The 15,601-nt window shown below is 73.0% G+C and carries 12 protein-coding genes; 7 read left to right on the forward strand and 5 right to left on the reverse strand.

Annotation, left to right across the window (positions count from 1 at the left end; genetic code table 11):
* Positions 1 to 2: 2 nt before the first annotated feature.
* The 4 genes from ACIHCM_RS02735 to wecB are packed head-to-tail and all read right to left on the reverse strand — an operon-like array spanning position 3 to position 5,809.
* Positions 3 to 2,186: a glycosyltransferase gene (locus ACIHCM_RS02735; protein ID WP_399888054.1), complete on the reverse strand. Its 2,184-nt coding sequence runs from the start codon at positions 2,184 to 2,186 to the stop codon at positions 3 to 5.
* Positions 2,183 to 4,099: a hypothetical protein gene (locus ACIHCM_RS02740; RefSeq protein ID WP_399888056.1), complete on the reverse strand. Its 1,917-nt coding sequence runs from the start codon at positions 4,097 to 4,099 to the stop codon at positions 2,183 to 2,185. Before ACIHCM_RS02740 ends, ACIHCM_RS02735 begins: the two co-directional genes overlap by 4 nt.
* Complete coding sequence (locus tag ACIHCM_RS02745; RefSeq protein WP_399888058.1) at positions 4,099 to 4,728, reverse strand: class I SAM-dependent methyltransferase; 630 nt, start codon at positions 4,726 to 4,728, stop codon at positions 4,099 to 4,101. The genes ACIHCM_RS02740 and ACIHCM_RS02745 overlap by 1 nt, the downstream gene beginning before the upstream one ends.
* A complete protein-coding gene (gene wecB / locus ACIHCM_RS02750; protein ID WP_399888060.1) occupies positions 4,721 to 5,809 on the reverse strand; it encodes a non-hydrolyzing UDP-N-acetylglucosamine 2-epimerase in 1,089 nt (362 codons plus the stop codon). The genes ACIHCM_RS02745 and wecB overlap by 8 nt, the downstream gene beginning before the upstream one ends.
* Positions 5,810 to 5,847: 38 nt before the next feature.
* Between wecB and ACIHCM_RS02755 the strand changes: the two genes are divergently transcribed.
* The 3 genes from ACIHCM_RS02755 (at position 5,848) to ACIHCM_RS02765 (ending at position 9,914) form a co-directional block, all read left to right on the forward strand.
* Positions 5,848 to 7,299: a glycosyltransferase family 4 protein gene (locus ACIHCM_RS02755; protein WP_399888062.1), complete on the forward strand. Its 1,452-nt coding sequence runs from the start codon at positions 5,848 to 5,850 to the stop codon at positions 7,297 to 7,299.
* A gap of 141 nt (positions 7,300 to 7,440) precedes the next feature.
* Entirely contained in the window at positions 7,441 to 8,709 is a 1,269-nt protein-coding gene (locus ACIHCM_RS02760; protein WP_399888713.1) for a nucleotide sugar dehydrogenase, read from the forward strand.
* A 32-nt stretch (positions 8,710 to 8,741) separates the two neighbouring features.
* Positions 8,742 to 9,914 (forward strand): glycosyltransferase, encoded by a 1,173-nt coding sequence (locus tag ACIHCM_RS02765; protein WP_399888064.1) that lies wholly within the window; start codon positions 8,742 to 8,744, stop codon positions 9,912 to 9,914.
* Positions 9,915 to 10,069: 155 nt separating this feature from the next.
* On the opposite strand, the gene ACIHCM_RS02770 is transcribed toward ACIHCM_RS02765, so the two are convergent.
* A complete protein-coding gene (locus ACIHCM_RS02770; RefSeq protein WP_399888066.1) occupies positions 10,070 to 10,846 on the reverse strand; it encodes a hypothetical protein in 777 nt (258 codons plus the stop codon).
* 257 nt (positions 10,847 to 11,103) lie between these two features.
* On the opposite strand from ACIHCM_RS02770, the gene ACIHCM_RS02775 reads away from it, so the two are divergent.
* From ACIHCM_RS02775 to chvE, 4 genes are all read left to right on the forward strand, one after another.
* Positions 11,104 to 12,267, forward strand: coding sequence for a mandelate racemase/muconate lactonizing enzyme family protein (locus tag ACIHCM_RS02775; protein ID WP_399888068.1), 1,164 nt, complete (start codon positions 11,104 to 11,106; stop codon positions 12,265 to 12,267).
* Positions 12,264 to 13,268 carry a zinc-binding dehydrogenase gene (locus ACIHCM_RS02780; RefSeq protein ID WP_399888070.1) on the forward strand — a complete coding sequence of 335 codons (1,005 nt, stop codon included), beginning with the start codon at positions 12,264 to 12,266 and terminating at the stop codon, positions 13,266 to 13,268. Before ACIHCM_RS02775 ends, ACIHCM_RS02780 begins: the two co-directional genes overlap by 4 nt.
* Before the next feature lie 149 nt (positions 13,269 to 13,417).
* On the forward strand, positions 13,418 to 14,386 hold the full coding sequence (locus ACIHCM_RS02785) for a hypothetical protein (RefSeq protein ID WP_399888072.1): 969 nt from the start codon (positions 13,418 to 13,420) through the stop codon (positions 14,384 to 14,386).
* Positions 14,387 to 14,483: 97 nt separating this feature from the next.
* A complete protein-coding gene (gene chvE, locus ACIHCM_RS02790; RefSeq protein WP_399888074.1) occupies positions 14,484 to 15,596 on the forward strand; it encodes a multiple monosaccharide ABC transporter substrate-binding protein in 1,113 nt (370 codons plus the stop codon).
* Positions 15,597 to 15,601: the final 5 nt, after the last annotated feature.

The raw sequence follows: 15,601 nt of genomic DNA on the forward strand, positions 1-15,601 counted from the left end.
CATCAGCCGGACACCAGCAGTTCCGTCCAGTCCCGGGCCACCCGGCGCAGCGAGAACTGCTCCCGCACCTGGGTGCGGGCCAGTTGCCCGGCCTCCCGCCAGCCCTCCTCGCCGAGCCCGGCGAGGGCGTCCGCCATCGTCTGCGGGTCCTGGTGGATCCACCGCCGGTCGTAGATCTCGTCCGCCCCCGGCCACGGCAGCAGCGCGGGGACCGCGGCGGAGGCCATGCCCTCGGCCGGGGCCAGGTGGAAGCTCTCGTCGTCGCTGGTGGACAGCACGTTCCCGACGCGCCGGAGCCAGCCGGCCACGTCCGCGCCGAAGTCGTCGAAGACCACCGCCCCGTCCAGCAGCGGCGAGGTCTGCATCCGGCGCAGCACGGCGTCGTAGTGCGCGCGCTCCTCGGGCTTGTTCCAGATCCACCAGTACTCCCACGGCGGCTTCGACTTGACGGAGAGGTGCCAGCGGCGGTCCCGGGCGCGCAGCGCCTCCAGGACGTCCAGGCCCAGGTCCATGCGCTTGCGGCTGGGCGCGATGCCGATCATGCCCAGCCGGAAGCGGGCGCCCGGCGCCTTGGGGCGGTCGAGCTGGTCGGTGTCCACCCAGTTCGGGATGACCGTGACCTTCGACTCCGGCCAGCCGGTCTCCTCCAGGGTGCGGCGGGCGTAGTAGGAGCTGACGCAGATCACCTGGTCGACGGCGTCGATGTCGACCTGCGCGGGCCACTCCGCGTCCAGTTCGAAGCGGTGCAGCCGGACGATCAGCCTGCTGTCCTTCCGCTTGTGGCGGCTGTACCAGACGGCGGCCGGACCGCACCACTCGACGACCACGACGTCCGCCCACCCGGCCAGTTCCCGGCTCGCGGCCGGATCGTGGCGGGCGAGCGCCGGCCAGGCGTCGACGCGGACGTCGAGACCGGGCACGGTGCGGAAGTGGTCGAGGAGCCTGGAGAGGAACTTCAGGTCGTGACCCGCGACACCGACCCTCAGGGGCCGCGGCCGGGCGGTCACGGCGGCCGGTGCCTCGGGGAAGGCCTGGCCGAGCTGGGCGCGCCAGCGTTCGGCGGCCGCCCGGAGCGTGTACCGGGAGGCGGCGTCCCGGCAGCGCTCGGCGGCGAGCCGCCGGACCTCGGGCTCCCGCACGGCGCGGGCGACGGTCCCGACGGCGTCGTCGAGCCCGGCGTGCCCGGTCACGAAGAGTGGATAGTCACCGCCGAGCAGCGCCTCGTGGGCGGGGGTGCGGTTGAGCACGACGGGCAGCCCGAGCGCGCCGAACTCCAGGACCTTGGTGGACAGTTCGAGGCTCGCGTCCAGGGTGGGCTCGCGCCAGCCGAGGCCCAGGTCGCAGTCGGCGGCGATGCGCATGGCCTCCTCGCGCGGCCGGCCGCCGTGGTGCTCGACTCCCGGGGTGACGGCCAGCGCACGCGCCATGGCGGCCTGGAACTCCGGGCGGGAGGGATCCTCGTGGATCTTGTCGCCGACGGTGTGCAGCTCGGCACGGACACCCTGCTCGGCGAGGAGGGCCGGTAGCTGTGTCATGGGCAGGGTGTTCCACAACGGCGCGAACTTGCCGGTGTAGACGAGCCGGAAGGGGTCGTGCGGGCGCTCGTGTTCCGGCAGCGGGAACCCCGGCTCGGGTACGGCCGGCGGGCTGAGCACGCACTTGCCGCAGGCCTCCGGCACGGATGTCTCCAGCAGGCAGCGCAGCTCCTCGGTCTGGCACAGCAGCCGCTGGGAGGCTTCGGCGATCCGGGTGAGTTCCGCGCGCACCCCTTCGGTCATCTCGGCGGCCGACTGCGGGATGTCGGTGAGGTAGGCCCAGATCCGCCCCTCGAACAGGCCGTCGGCGACCACCCGCCCGACCAGGCGCCGGCCGCGCAGCACCAGCAGGTCGCAGGGCTCGTCCTGGTCGAGCTGGACGAGCGCCTGGGAGGCCTGCACGGGCGACAGCGGCCGGTCGGACAGCCCGGACAGCAGCCGCTGCTCGTGCGGGCTGACCACCGTGACCCCGGGCAGCCCGGCCAGCGGGTCGATCAGCCGGCTGGTGACGACGGGGGCCTTCAGGCACAGCCGGGTCCGGCAGCCGGCCCGCGACAGTGCCTGCACCGTCGACTGGGCCCAGACGGCTGAGCCGTCGATGAGATTGAGGTCAACGTCGCCGTAGACGAGCGCGTTCAGTGTCCGGCTCATGTCGGCTCCTTCCCGCACCAGGCGAACAGGCGGTGTCCCTGGCGCGCCCATGCCTCGGGCGGCGCGCCGGAGGTCAGCAGCGACCGGCGCACCAGCAGGGGGCGCAGTTCGGGGACGAAGGTGTAGTCGTCGGCGGCGGGCGTCGAGCCCACCGCGTCGGCGCCGGAGTACTCCTGGGCGCACATCAGATCGAGCAGCAGGGTGTCCGGCCGGTCCTCGGTGAGGTCCGTCCAGTCGGCGACCCAGGGCGCGAGGGGCGCGCCGGTGCGTACGGCGACGCCGGCGGCGGCGAGTTCGTCGAGCCCGGTGGGGTCGGGCACGACGACCTCGGCGGGCCGGTGCCGCTGGCTCAGCACCTGCTCGGTGAGCCGGGCGATGCCGGCCCGGTCCCGTGGGTCGGCCAGCACGCAGACCTGGCGCCGGTCCAGCGGGTCGGGAGCGCCGATCCGGCGGGCCAGCTGCGACAGCCGTACCCGGGTGCTGTCCACCCGGAACGCCTCGCGCAGGCGCTGCCTGCCCGCGGCGGCCGGGTCGAGACTCGCCAGCCGCACACCGGCGTCGGCGTCGAGGACGGCGTCCCAGGCGAGCCGGGTCAGGCCGGGGGCCGCGGAGAGCGGGCCGTCCCGCCAGAGCACGCAGGCGCGGCCCGCCGCCCGGGTCTCGGTGAGCAGTTCGGCCAGTTTCCGGTCCAGGTCCGGGGCGAGTCCGGTGCCGGTGAGCGACCAGGGCCCGTCGCCCGTGCAGGCGCTGAGCTGGACCACCAGGGCGTCCGGGTCGGAGCGCTGCACGATCAGCCGGCCGTCGTGCGGCAGCGCCCGGTTGACCACGGCGTCCGCCGCGAGATCCGCGGCGGTGGTGTCGGTGAGCACACCGGCGATCACCATGCGGTCGCGGGGCGTCGAGGCGAACGCCCGATGGGCGAGGTGCATCCGCCCGTCGGGCGTCGCGACGTGGGCGGGGAGACCGGCCGGCGCGGGCCGCGTCGTGCCCCGGGCAGCCGTGACCGGCGGGGCGACGGGGCCCGGCTTGAGCCGTCCCCGCCAGCGCCCGTACAGCTCCCGCAGCCCCGCCTCGCGCTCCGCGCGTGAGGACGCGGACAGGGAACGGGACTTCACCCGCCCCCGCCACAGGCCGTACAGCTCCCGTGGCAGTCGCGGCGCCTCCTGCCGGGGTGAGCGGGCCGCCGACACCAGGGCCCGGCCCACCCGCAGTGAGGTGGAGCCCTCCAGCATGGCCACCCGCGCCTCCAGCAGGCCGACGCGGTCCCGCGCGCGGTGCAGGGCGGCCGCCAGCTGGTCCTTGTCCCGTACGGCGGCGGCGAGGCGCTCGGCGAGGCCCTCCTCGTGGACCGGGCCACGGACGCGTTCCGCCTCCTCGGCGTCGCGTTCCAGGTCCAGCACGCGGGCCCGCAGCGAGCGGGCGACCAGGTCGGCGAGGACGTACTCGTCGGCGATCCGCAGCGCGGTGGCGAAGCCCTCCGCGGGGACGGGCCGCCCGAACCAGTCGTGCGGCGGCCGGAGTTCGTCGGTGCGGACGATCACCGCTCCCGCGTGCAGGTGCACGTAGTCGAGCGGGGCGGCGCGCAGCACCTGGCAGCGGTGCGCCACCAGGGCGTCGAGCAGCCGGTGGTAGGGGAGTTCGGGGCCGTGGTGGCCGAAGAGGATCAGGCCACGGCCGCCGGGGCGCATGCGCTGCAGGACGGCGAGACAGTCGGTCTCGGTGCCGTGCAGCGCCGGGTCGGGTCCGAACGACACGATCACCAGCTCGCTCTCGCCGATGTCACGTTCGCCTTGGTGCAGGGCGACATCGCCGGGCAGGTGCAGATAGGGCTCCAGATCGAGCCCGCCGTCGGTGGCGTCCACGACCGTGGTGACGCCGTCCAGATGAGGGTGGAGCAGATCGGTCAGGCGCATCAGCGGGTCCTCGTGAAGACGTGGAAGCCGACCTCGTTCTCGCGGAAGCCGTACGGGGTGAACAGGGTGTGCCGCATGCCGAGGGGTTCGAGCAGCGCGGCGTACTCGGCGGCCGGGCGGTGCAGGATGTAGTCGCCGAGCGGGCGGCGGGTGCCGCTGTCCTCGTCGGTGAGGATCAGCCGCCCGGTGATCCGCACCAGCGACGCGAGGTTGCGCAGGCCGGCCGCCCACTCCTCGTCGTCGAGGACGTGGAAGAGGACGTCGACGCAGAGCACGACGTCGTACGGCCAGGGGCTGCGCCACTCGTCCAGGGCGGCGAGCGCGTAGCGCGGGCCGCCGCCCTGGGCGACGGCGTACTCGACGGCCTCGTCGCTGGTGTCGAAGGCGTCGACGCGGTGACCGCAGCGGGCCAGGGCGCGGGCGAAGTGCCCCTTGCCGCAGCCCGCGTCGAGCACGAACAGGGGGGCCGACTCGTCGGCCAGGTCACCGATCAGCGGCAGCAGGGCGCCGAGCCGCTGGGCGTAGAAGATCTCGTTGCCCGCGCGGTCCAGGCCGATGTGGCCGCCGGAGGCGAGGTCGTCGTGCTCGCGGTGGCGGGTGTCCCAGTAGTCGCGGGTGAGTTCAGACATGGTGGTCCAGCCAGCGGACGACCTCGGCGGCGATCCGGGGCCCGGCGTGCCCGTCCCACAGCGGTGGGCCCTCGTCGGGTGCCGGCTGTCCGCCGTCCAGCACCTTGCGCAGGGCGGGTACGAGTTCGGCGTGGCCGACGAGCCGGTTGGTGCCGTGCGTGACGGTGACCGGGCGCTCGGTCGTGGTGCGCAGGGTCAGGCAGGGCACACCGAGCACGGTGGTCTCCTCCTGGACGCCGCCCGAGTCGGTGATCACGGCGGCCGCGCCGCGCACCAGGCTCATGAACTCGACGTATCCCAGCGGGTCGAGGACGTGGACGCCCGGTGCGCCGTCGAGGCCGGCGGCGCCGAGTGCCGCCCTGCCGCGCGGGTGCAGGGGGACGGCGAGGTCGAGGAGCCGGGCCGCCTCGGTCAGCACACGGGCGGCCGCCTCGGCCGCCTCGGGGTCGTCGACGTTGGCGGGGCGGTGCAGCGTGACCACGGCGTAGCGCTCGGGCAGCCCGTGCGCGGCGCGGGCGGCGGCCGGGTCGAAGTGGTCCACATGGGTGAGCAGGGTGTCGATCATGGGGTTGCCGACGAGGTGGACCCGGGCGGGGTCGACGCCCTCACGGGCGAGGTGGGCGATCGCCTCCGGGCTGGTGGCGAACAGCAGCTCGGCCAGCTGGTCGACGAGGCGCCGGTTCACCTCCTCCGGCATCGTCATGTCGAAGCTGCGCAGGCCTGCCTCCACATGGGCGAGCGGCATCCCCAGCTTGGCGGCGACCAGGGCGGCCGCCAGCGTGGAGTTGACGTCGCCGTAGACCATGACGAGGTCGGGGTCGCGGGCGGTCAGCTCACCCTCCAGGGCGACGAGCAGGTCGGCCGTCTGCCGGGCGTGGCTGCCGGAGCCGACACCGAGATCGGTGTCCGGTTCGGGCAGCCCGAGTTGCCGGAAGAAGATGTCCGACATCCGTTCGTCGTAGTGCTGGCCGGTGTGCACGAGCACCTGGTCGCAGCCCGCCGTGCGCAGTGCGGCGACGACCGGGGCGGCCTTGACGAAGTTCGGTCGGGTGCCGACGACGTGAAGTATGCGGCCGTTCATGTCGTACTTTCTCCGCTCTCGCCGCCTAACGTGACGGCATGTCGCGTCATATCCCCCGTGCGCTCAGTCTGGCCGCATCCGTGGCGTGGGGCGAACTGCGCCACGACCCCCTGAGGGCGGCGCTGCTGGGGGTACGGCTGCTGCCGTCGCCCGTGCGGCGCCGGGCCCGTCCGCTGGAACTGCGGCTCGCCGGACGGGCCCGGACAGCCGGTCCGGCCGCTGCTCCATCCGGGGTACAGGTGCCCGCGCCGCCCGCCCGCGCGGCCGTCCGGCCGGTGCCGGGCCGGGTGCTCCATCTGGTCACCAACGGGCTGCCGTTCAAGCACGCCGGATACACCGTGCGCACCCAGAAGATCGCAGCGGCGCAGCTGGCCGCAGGGCTCGATCCGCATGTGGTGACGCGGGTCGGGTTCCCGGTGGCGCAGGGGGTGCTGGACGCCCGTGCGGTGCAGACCGTGGACGGGGTGCCGCAGCACCGGCTGCTGCCGCCGTGGCTGCCGTACGGGCAGGCGGCGCTGCTGGCCCGCAACGCCGAGCTGGCCGGCCGGCTCGTGGAGCGGCTGCGGCCCGCCGTGCTGCACCCGGCCACCGACCACGGCAACGGGCGGGTGGCGCTGGCCCTGCGCGCGGCCTACGGACTGCCGGTGGTCTACGAGGTGCGCGGCTTCCTGGAGGACACCTGGCTGACCCAGGCCCCGGGGCGGACCTGCGAGGACCCGACGTACCGGGCCCGGCGCGAACTGGAGACGCACTGCATGCGGGAGGCGGACCTGGTGCTGACGCTGGGGGCGGCGATGAAGGCGGAGATCGTGGCCCGCGGGGTGCCCGAGGAGCGGGTGCTGATCGTGCCGAACGCGGTGGACGAGGAGTTCCTGACGCCGCCGCCGGACGGGGCGCCACTGCGGGCCCGGCTCGGCATCGCGCCGGACGACTTCGTGGTCGGCACGGTCAGCAGCCTTACTCCACACGAGGGAATCGGCACATTGCTCCATGCGGGTGCCGAGCTGAGGCGCCGTGGGATGCCGTTGCGGCTGCTGATCGTGGGGGACGGACCCGAGCGCGCGGCGCTGCTGCGGCTGGCCGGCCGGCTGGGCCTGGACGACGGGACGGCCGTGTTCACCGGCCGGGTTCCGTACGCCCAAGTCCGTTCTTTCCACGCGGTGTTGGACGTGTTCGCGGTACCGCGCACGGATGCGCGGGTGTGCCGGCTGGTGACGCCGCTGAAGCCGGTCGAGGCGCTGGCGAGCGGGCTGCCGGTGGCCGCCAGCGATCTCCCCGCGCTGCGCGAACTCGTCAAGCCGGGAGCGACCGGGCAGTTGGTTCCGCCCTCGTCCGAACAGGCTTGGGCAGATGCCATCGAATTCCTTCTTTACAGTCGAAAGCGGTCCGAATGGGGTACGGCCGCTCGCGAGAGCGTGGCACGCGACCGCACCTGGACGCGGGTCGCCGCGACGACCCGCGAGGCGTACCGCGCCCTCGGCTGTCTCTGAGGAGCCGCCCGGCTCACCGGAGGAGCGGACCGGACCGCACAACTTCAGATCCGAGTCCGCCCACGGGACGGGAGCAGCCCTATGCAGGTCGACCAGTCCGAACCGCTCGGGGACAAGAACGCACAGCTCGGGGAATCAGAAATGGCCGGCACCGCCGAACTCGCGGTGATCGGGCTCGGCTACGTCGGGCTGCCGCTCGCGCGGGAGGCGGCGGCGGTCGGCCTGAAGGTCGTCGGCCTCGACAAGAACCCAAGGATCGCCGCCGGGCTCAACTCCGGACGCTCCCACATCGACGACGTGTCCGACGACGACGTCCGGCGGATGCTGGCGGCCGGCTTCCGCGCCTGCACCGACGACAGCTGTCTCGCCCGCGTCCAGACCGTGGTGATCTGTGTGCCGACCCCGCTCAACGGGGACGGCGGGCCCGACCTGAGCGCGGTCACCGACGCCGTCCGGGCGGTCGCGGGCCGGCTGCGGCGCGGACAGCTGGTCGTGCTGGAGTCCACCACCTACCCGGGCACCACCGAAGAGGTCGTACGACCGCTGCTGGAGGAGATCTCCGGGCTGCGCGCCGGGCAGGACTTCGCCCTCGCGTTCTCACCGGAGCGCATCGACCCCGGCAACACCGGACACGGCCTGCGCGACACCCCCAAGGTGGTCGGCGGCTGCACCGCGTCGTGCGCCACCCGCGCGGTCGCCTTCTACGGCAAGCTCGTCGACGCGGTCGTGCAGGCGAAGGGCACCCGCGAGGCCGAGATGGCCAAGCTGCTGGAGAACACCTACCGGCACGTCAACATCGCCCTCGTCAACGAGCTCGCCGTCATCAGCCACGAGCTGGGCGTCGACCTGTGGGACGCGATCCGCTGCGCGAGCACCAAGCCGTTCGGCTTCCAGGCCTTCCGGCCGGGCGCCGGAGTCGGCGGGCACTGCATCCCCATCGACCCGAACTACCTCTCCTACAAGGTGCGTTCGTCGCTCGGCTACGAGTTCCGGTTCGTGGAGCTGGCCCAGGAGATCAACCGGCGGATGCCCGAGTACGTCGTCCGCCGCGCCCAGGACCTGCTCAACCACGACGGCCGGCCGCTGCACGGCTCCCGGGTGCTGCTGCTCGGCGTCACCTACAAGCCCGACGTCGCCGACCAGCGGGAGAGCCCGGCCGTGCCGGTGGCGCGGCTGCTGCGGCAGCGGGAGGCCGAGATCTTCTTCCACGACCCCCACGTCGACGAGTGGTCCGTCGACGGCGTGCCGGTCCCCCGCGTCGACGACCCCATGGCCGCCGTCAGCGGGCACGACCTGACGATCCTGCTCCAGGACCACTCCTCCTACGACCTGCCCGCCCTCGCCGACGCGGCCCGTCTGCTCTTCGACACCCGGGGGCGGATATTCCGTCCCGGTGTCGAGGTGCTGTAGCGGGCCGGGCGGAGCCGAAAGGTACTGCTCTGATGCGGATACTCGTGGTCACCGTCGTCCACCATCCCGAGGACGCGCGGATACTGCACCGGCAGATCGCGGCCCTGGCCGAACGCGGCCACCGGATCGTGTACGCCGCCCCCTTCGGCGCCCGCGGGGTGGCACCGCGCCCGGGCGTCGAGGGCGTGGACCTCCCCCGGGCCGCCGGCCGGGACCGCCGGGCCGCCCTGCGCGCGGCGCGCGCCCTGCTCGCGGAGCGCGGGCCGGAGGCGGACGTGGTGCTGCTGCACGACCCGGAGCTGCTGCTCGCGTTGCCCGGCACCCTGCGCCGGTGGCGGCGCGGCGGCCGGGCCCCGGTGACCGTGTGGGACGTGCACGAGGACACGGCGGCGGCGCTGACGATGAAGCGCTGGGTGCCGCAGGCGCTGCGGCCGCCGCTGAAGGTGGCGGTGCGGGCGGCGGAGCGGCTGGCCGAGCGGCATGTACGGCTGCTGCTCGCCGAGGACGCCTACCGGGAGCGCTTCCGGCGGCCCCACCCCGTCGTCCCGAACCTCACCGCCGTACCGGTCGCGCCGCCCGAGCCGCCCGGCCCGGACCGGGTCGTCTATCTGGGGCATCTGTCCCGGGCGCGCGGCGCGCTCGACCTGATCGAGACGGCGCGGCTGCTGGCGCCGGACGTCCGCGTCGACGCCATCGGCGCGGCGGACGTGGACGTGCGCGGCGCGCTGACCGAGGCCGACCGCGAGGGCGTTTTGAGCTGGCACGGCTACCTGCCCAACGACCGTGCGCTGGCCCTGCTCTCCGGCGCGACGGCGGGGCTGTCCCTCCTCCACGACCAGCCCAACTACCGCCATTCGCGGCCGACCAAGGTCGTCGAGTACATGGCCCACGGCGTCCCCGTCGTGACCACGCCGAACCCGCTGGCGTCGGCCCTGGTGAAGCGGCACCGCTGCGGCCTCGTCGTCCCCTACGGCGACCCGGCGGCAACCGCGGAGGCGGTACGGCGGCTGCGCACCGACGCGCGGCTGCGCCTGGACACCGCCGCGCGCGGCCGGGCGGCGGCCGTGGCGGAGCTCGACTGGGGCGAGCGGGCGTCCGAGTTCACGGATCTGCTGGAGACGTGGGCGAAGGAGGCGGGCACCGACCGGACCACGCCGGAACTGGACGCACCACCACAGCCGCCGGTGGCACGTCTCGGAGGGTGACGACCGGCCGGGTCCCAACGCCCCGGCCGCCCGTCCGCATCACCGCCGCCGCACCGTCCCCCGCGGGGCAGGTGCGGCGCGGGTGACGCCGCCGGCGCCGGGTCCCACACGGTTGGGGCAACCGCCGTCCCCGGCGGGCCGGGTGGCGTTCCGGGCTACGTGCACCACCACAGGAAGCGGTCGCAGGTTTCCGAGGGTGATGGTTGTGGGGCCGGGTCCGAGGACGGTGGGTCCGCCGTGGGGGTCGGCGTCGGGTCCGGCGCGGGTGGGGGCGCCGGGGCGGAGGCCGACGGGGCGGGAGCCGGATCCGTCGGGGACGAGCCGCCCTCCTCCGACGGGCTCGCCGACTCCTTGTCGTCCTTCTTGTCCTTGTCCTTGGCGGACTTGGACGGGGAGGGTGACGTGGAGGCGTCGGCGGAGGACGTGGCCGTGCCCGGTATGGCGCCGGTGGAGGGGTCGGTCAGCGGGCCGGTCGACTCCTCCGACTCGACCTCCGCGCCGCCGTCCGCCGAGGCGTCCCCGGCCGCGGCCGGGTTCGGGGCGGAACCGGGGGCGTCCAGGCCGAGTTCGGCGAGGCTGAGCGCGCCGGCGGCCAGCAGGAAGCCCGCCGCGATCAGCAAGGTGCGGCGGCGCCGGCGCCGGTGGGCCGCGGCCTTGCGGTCGCGACGGCTGACGTTCGGCTGACGGCGCCTGGACTCCCGCCCGGGGCGGTCGTCGCCGGCGTCGTCGGCATCGTTGTCGTCGGCGTCGTACGGCTCGTCGGGGTCCGCGGCCCGCACCACCGTGACGACGTCCGTGCGCACATCCGTCCGTACGACGGTACGCACGACGGTTTCCTCCGCGTAGGCGCGGAGCTGTTCGACCGGTGTGCCGCACCCCGGGCACGCGAGCGCGCCGTTCAGGTGCCGTCGGCACGGGTGGCAGTAGTCCATGACGCGGGAAGGTTAAGTTTTTGATCGGTAACGTTCATAGGCGTCGCTGTGAAGGTTCTGTGCGGAACGGTTTCTTCCGGCGCGTCGACTGGAGAGCAACCCGCTCGCATCATCACGAAACAGGCCATCGAAAGTCTCGAAACCGTTACCGGCCCGCCCCATTGACACCCGGCCCGCCCCCTCCTTACTGTCACGCCAGCATTTCGAACGAGTGACGAAATATCGAACATAGCCGACCTTCACAAGGGGCAACTGCCGTGCGCATCACCGGAATCAGCACGCACGTGGTCGGGACGCCGTGGCGCAACCTGACCTACGTCCAGGTGCACACCGACGAGGGGATCACGGGCGTCGGGGAGACCCGGATGCTGGGCCACACCGACGCCCTGCTCGGCTACCTGAGGGAGGCCGAGGGCAACCACGTCCTCGGCTCGGACCCGTTCGCCGTGGAAGATCTGGTGCGCCGTATGAAGTACGGCGACTACGGGCGGGCCGGCGAGATCGTGATGTCCGGCATCGCGGTCATCGAGATGGCCTGCTGGGACATCAAGGGCAAGGCCCTCGGCGTACCGGTGTGGCAGCTCCTGGGCGGCAAGGTCACCGACAAGGTGAAGGCGTACGCCAACGGCTGGTACACCACGGAGCGCACACCCGAGGCCTACCACAAGGCCGCCCAGGAGGTCATCGCGCGCGGCTACCGGGCGCTGAAGATCGATCCGTTCGGGACCGGGCACTACGAGCTGGACCACCGGCAGACCCTCTACGCCGTCTCCCTCATCGAGGCGGTCCGGGACGCCATCGGCCCCGAGGCCGAGCTGATGCTGGAGATGCACGGCCGCTTCTCCCCCGCCACCGCCGTCCGGCTCGCCCACGAACTGGCGCCCTTCCGGCCGGCCTGGCTGGAGGAGCCGGTCCCGCCGGAGAACCTCAAGGCCCTGGAGAAGGTCGCCGCCAAGGTGGACATGCCCGTGGCCACCGGCGAGCGGATCCACGACCGCATCGAGTTCCGCGAGCTGTTCGAGAGCCAGGCCGCCGACATCGTCCAGCCGGACGTCGGCCACATCGGCGGCATCTGGGAGACCCGCAAGCTCGCCGCCACCGCCGAGACCCACTACATGCTGGTCGCGCCGCACAACGTGGGCGGCTCCGTCCTCACCGCCGCCTCGCTCCAGGTCGGCTTCACCTCCCCCAACTTCAAGATCCTGGAACACTTCAACGACTTCGCGGACGCGGAGATCAAGAAGGTCGTCAAGGGCGCGCCGCAGGTGAACCCGGAGGACGGCTGCTTCCATCTCTGCGACGCCCCCGGACTGGGCGTCGAGCTGGACACTGACGCGGCCGCCGAGTTCCCGCAGCAGCAGGCCCGTTTCGACCTGTGGGCCGAGGGCTGGGAGCAGCGCAAGCCCGGGGCGACGCGGTGAGCACGGCCGTAGTCGTCGAGGCGCCCGGGACGCACCGGCTCGCCCCGCACACGCCCCGCCCGCCGGGTCCGGGCGAGGCGCAGGTGAGGGTGCACGCCGTCGGCATCTGCGGCAGCGACCGCGAGGTCTACCAGGGCAACCGGCCCGAGGGATACGTCCGTTATCCGCTCGTCCCCGGTCACGAGTGGTCCGGGACGGTCACCGTGACCGGCCCCGGCGTCCCCGCGTCGCTGGCCGGCCGCAAGGTGGTCGGCGAGGGCTTCCGCAACTGCCAGGTGTGCGACCGCTGCCACGCCGGCGAGACCACGCTGTGCACGGACGGGTACGAGGAGACCGGCTTCACCCGGCCCGGCGCCATGGCCCCCACCCTCACCCTGCCGGCCCGCCTGCTGCACGTCCTGCCGGACGACGCCGACCTGACGGCGGCGGCCCTGCTGGAGCCGGCGGCCTGTGTCGCCGCCGCGGCCCTGAAGGCCGACGCGAAACCGGGCGAGCGGGTCGCCGTCGTCGGCACCGGCACCCTCGGCATGTTCGCCGTGCAGTTCCTGCGGGCCGTCTCCCCGGCCGAGCTGCTGGTCGTCGGCGCCCGCGAGGACCGCGCCGCCCTGGCCCGGGAGTTCGGCGCCACCGGCTTCCGTACCGGCGACGAGCCCCTGTCCGGCGGATTCGACGTGGTGATCGAGGCGGCCGGGTCCGCCGACGCCGCCAATGGCGCCGCCGCGCTGCTGCGCCGCGGCGGCCGGCTGGTGCTGACGGGCATCCCGGCGCCGGGCGCCGACGGCCTGGACCCGACGGACCTGGTGGTACGGCAGCTCCAGGTGCAGACCGTGTTCGGGGCGCCGCCGGACGCCTGGGCGCACGCGGTGCGGATGTTCGCCGCCGGGCTGCTGGACCCGGCGCCGCTGGTCACCCACGAACTCCCCCTCACCGAGTTCTCGCACGCCATCGAGCTGGTCGGGTCCGGCGACCCGAAGGTAGGCAAGGTGCTGCTCCGCCCCTGAGCCCCCTGGCCCCGTACGCCGGTGCGGGGGCGCCCCGACGGCCGCCGTGGCGGCGTGGCGGGACAGCCCGCCACGCCGTCCCGCGCCTGATCCTCAGCACACCCACTGCCCCGAACCACGTCCGAAATACCGAACATGAAGGACAGCTCGTGACCGACGCTTCCGCCACCGCCGCCCGCAGGCCCGGCGAGCCGGCACTCACCGCGCTCGGCCTGGGCGCGCCCGCCCCCGACCCCGCCGACGCCTCACCGCACAGCTTCCCCGGCGGTGGCCGCTGGCGCACCGAGATCCCCTCGTGCGAGGGCCCCGAGGCGCTGGCCGTCGTCCTCGAGGAGTCCTCGCGCCTGGACGTGCCGATCCACCGGATCAGCCAGGGCAGCGGGGTGTGGATGCTGACCGACGCCGAGATCACCGAGATGGTCGAGGCGACCGGTGAACGCGACATCGAGCTGTGCCTGTTCACCGGCCCGCGCGGCACCTGGGACATCGGCGGCTCGACGCGCACCGACTCGCGGGGCGGCGGGCCGCGGGCGCGCGGTCACGACGCCGTCGCCGGCTGCGTCGAGGACGCCGTACGCGCGACCGGACTGGGTGTGCGCTGCCTCCTCGTCGCGGACGAGGGCGTGTTGTGGACGCTGCACCGGGCGCGGGCCCAGGGCATCATCCCGGCCGGCACCACGCTGAAGGTCTCGGCGCTCATCGGGCCGGTGAACCCGGCGAGTTACGCGGTCTACGAGCGACTGGGCGCGGACTCGGTCAATGTGCCGAGCGACCTGACGCCGGATCACCTCACCGAGATCCGCCGGGTGTCCGGCGCCCCCATGGACATGTACATCGAGGCCCCCGACGACCTCGGCGGCTATGTGCGGATGTACGAGGTCGCCGAGCTGATCCGGCGCGGCGCACCGCTGTATCTGAAGTTCGGCCTGTCCAAGGCGCCCGGCATCTACCCCTACGGACACCACCTGAGGGAGCTGACCCTGGCCACCGCGAAGGAGCGGGTGCGGCGCGGCCGGCTCGCCCTCGACCTGCTGGCCCGCCATGGAGTGGACGGCGAGATGGCGCCGCTCGGCTCCCGGCTCCCCGGCGATCTGCGCAGATTCGAAATCCCGTCATAACGTTCCGGAAAATCGACTTCACAAAAGAAGACACAGCCGCGCACAATCCCACACACCTCGTCTCGGCCCCTCACCGCACACATCAAGGATGATGATCATGCGTAACCGCAGAGCCGCACTCGCCGCGACCGCCGCGGCCGCCTCCCTCGCCCTGACCCTCTCCGCCTGCGGCCAGAGCGGCGAGGGTGGCAGCAAGGAGGACAAGGGCGGCGCCGAGGGCGCCACCATCGGCATCGCGATGCCCACCAAGTCCTCCGAGCGCTGGATCGCCGACGGCAACAACGTGGTCAAGGACCTGGAGTCCAAGGGCTACAAGACCAAGCTCGTCTACGGCGAGGACGACCCCGACCAGCAGGTCTCACAGGTCGAGAACCTCATCACGCAGGGCGTGAAGGCCCTGATCGTCGCGGCCATCGACAACAAGTCGATGAACAACGTCCTGCAGCAGGCCAAGGACGCGGACATCCCGGTCATCTCCTACGACCGCCTGATCCTCGGCACCGAGAACGTCGACTACTACGCCTCGTTCGACAACGAGAAGGTCGGCGAGCTCCAGGGCACCTACATCCTCGAGCAGCTCGGCCTGAAGGACGGCAGCGAGAAGGGCCCGTTCAACATCGAGCTGTTCGCCGGCTCCAACGACGACAACAACACCCGCTACTTCTTCCAGGGCGCGATGAACGTCCTGCAGCCGTACATCGACAAGAAGCAGCTCGTCGTCCGCTCGGGCCAGACCGAGCTGACGCAGGTCACCACCCTGCGCTGGGACGGCGGCACCGCGCAGAAGCGCATGGACGACATCCTCACCTCGGCGTACAAGTCCGAGCGGGTGGACGCGGTGCTCTCGCCGTACGACGGCATCTCCATCGGCATCCTCTCGGCGCTGAAGTCGGACGACTACGGCTCGAAGAGCAAGCCGCTGCCGGTCGTCACCGGCCAGGACGCCGAGGTCGCCTCGGTGAAGTCGATCATCGCCGGCGAGCAGTCGATGACCGTCTACAAGGACACCCGCGAGCTCGCCAAGGTGGCCTCGAACATGGTCGACGCGCTTTTGAACGACAAGAAGCCCGAGGTCAACGACACCAAGACCTATGACAACGGTGCCAAGGTCGTCCCCGCGTACCTGCTGGAGCCGGTGAGCGTCGACAAGGCGAACTACCGGCAGACCGTCGTCGACTCCGGCTACATCAAGGAAAGCGACCTCAAGTAAGCCGC

Source organism: Streptomyces sp. NPDC052023 (assembly GCF_044548465.1).
Lineage (GTDB): Bacteria > Actinomycetota > Actinomycetes > Streptomycetales > Streptomycetaceae > Streptomyces.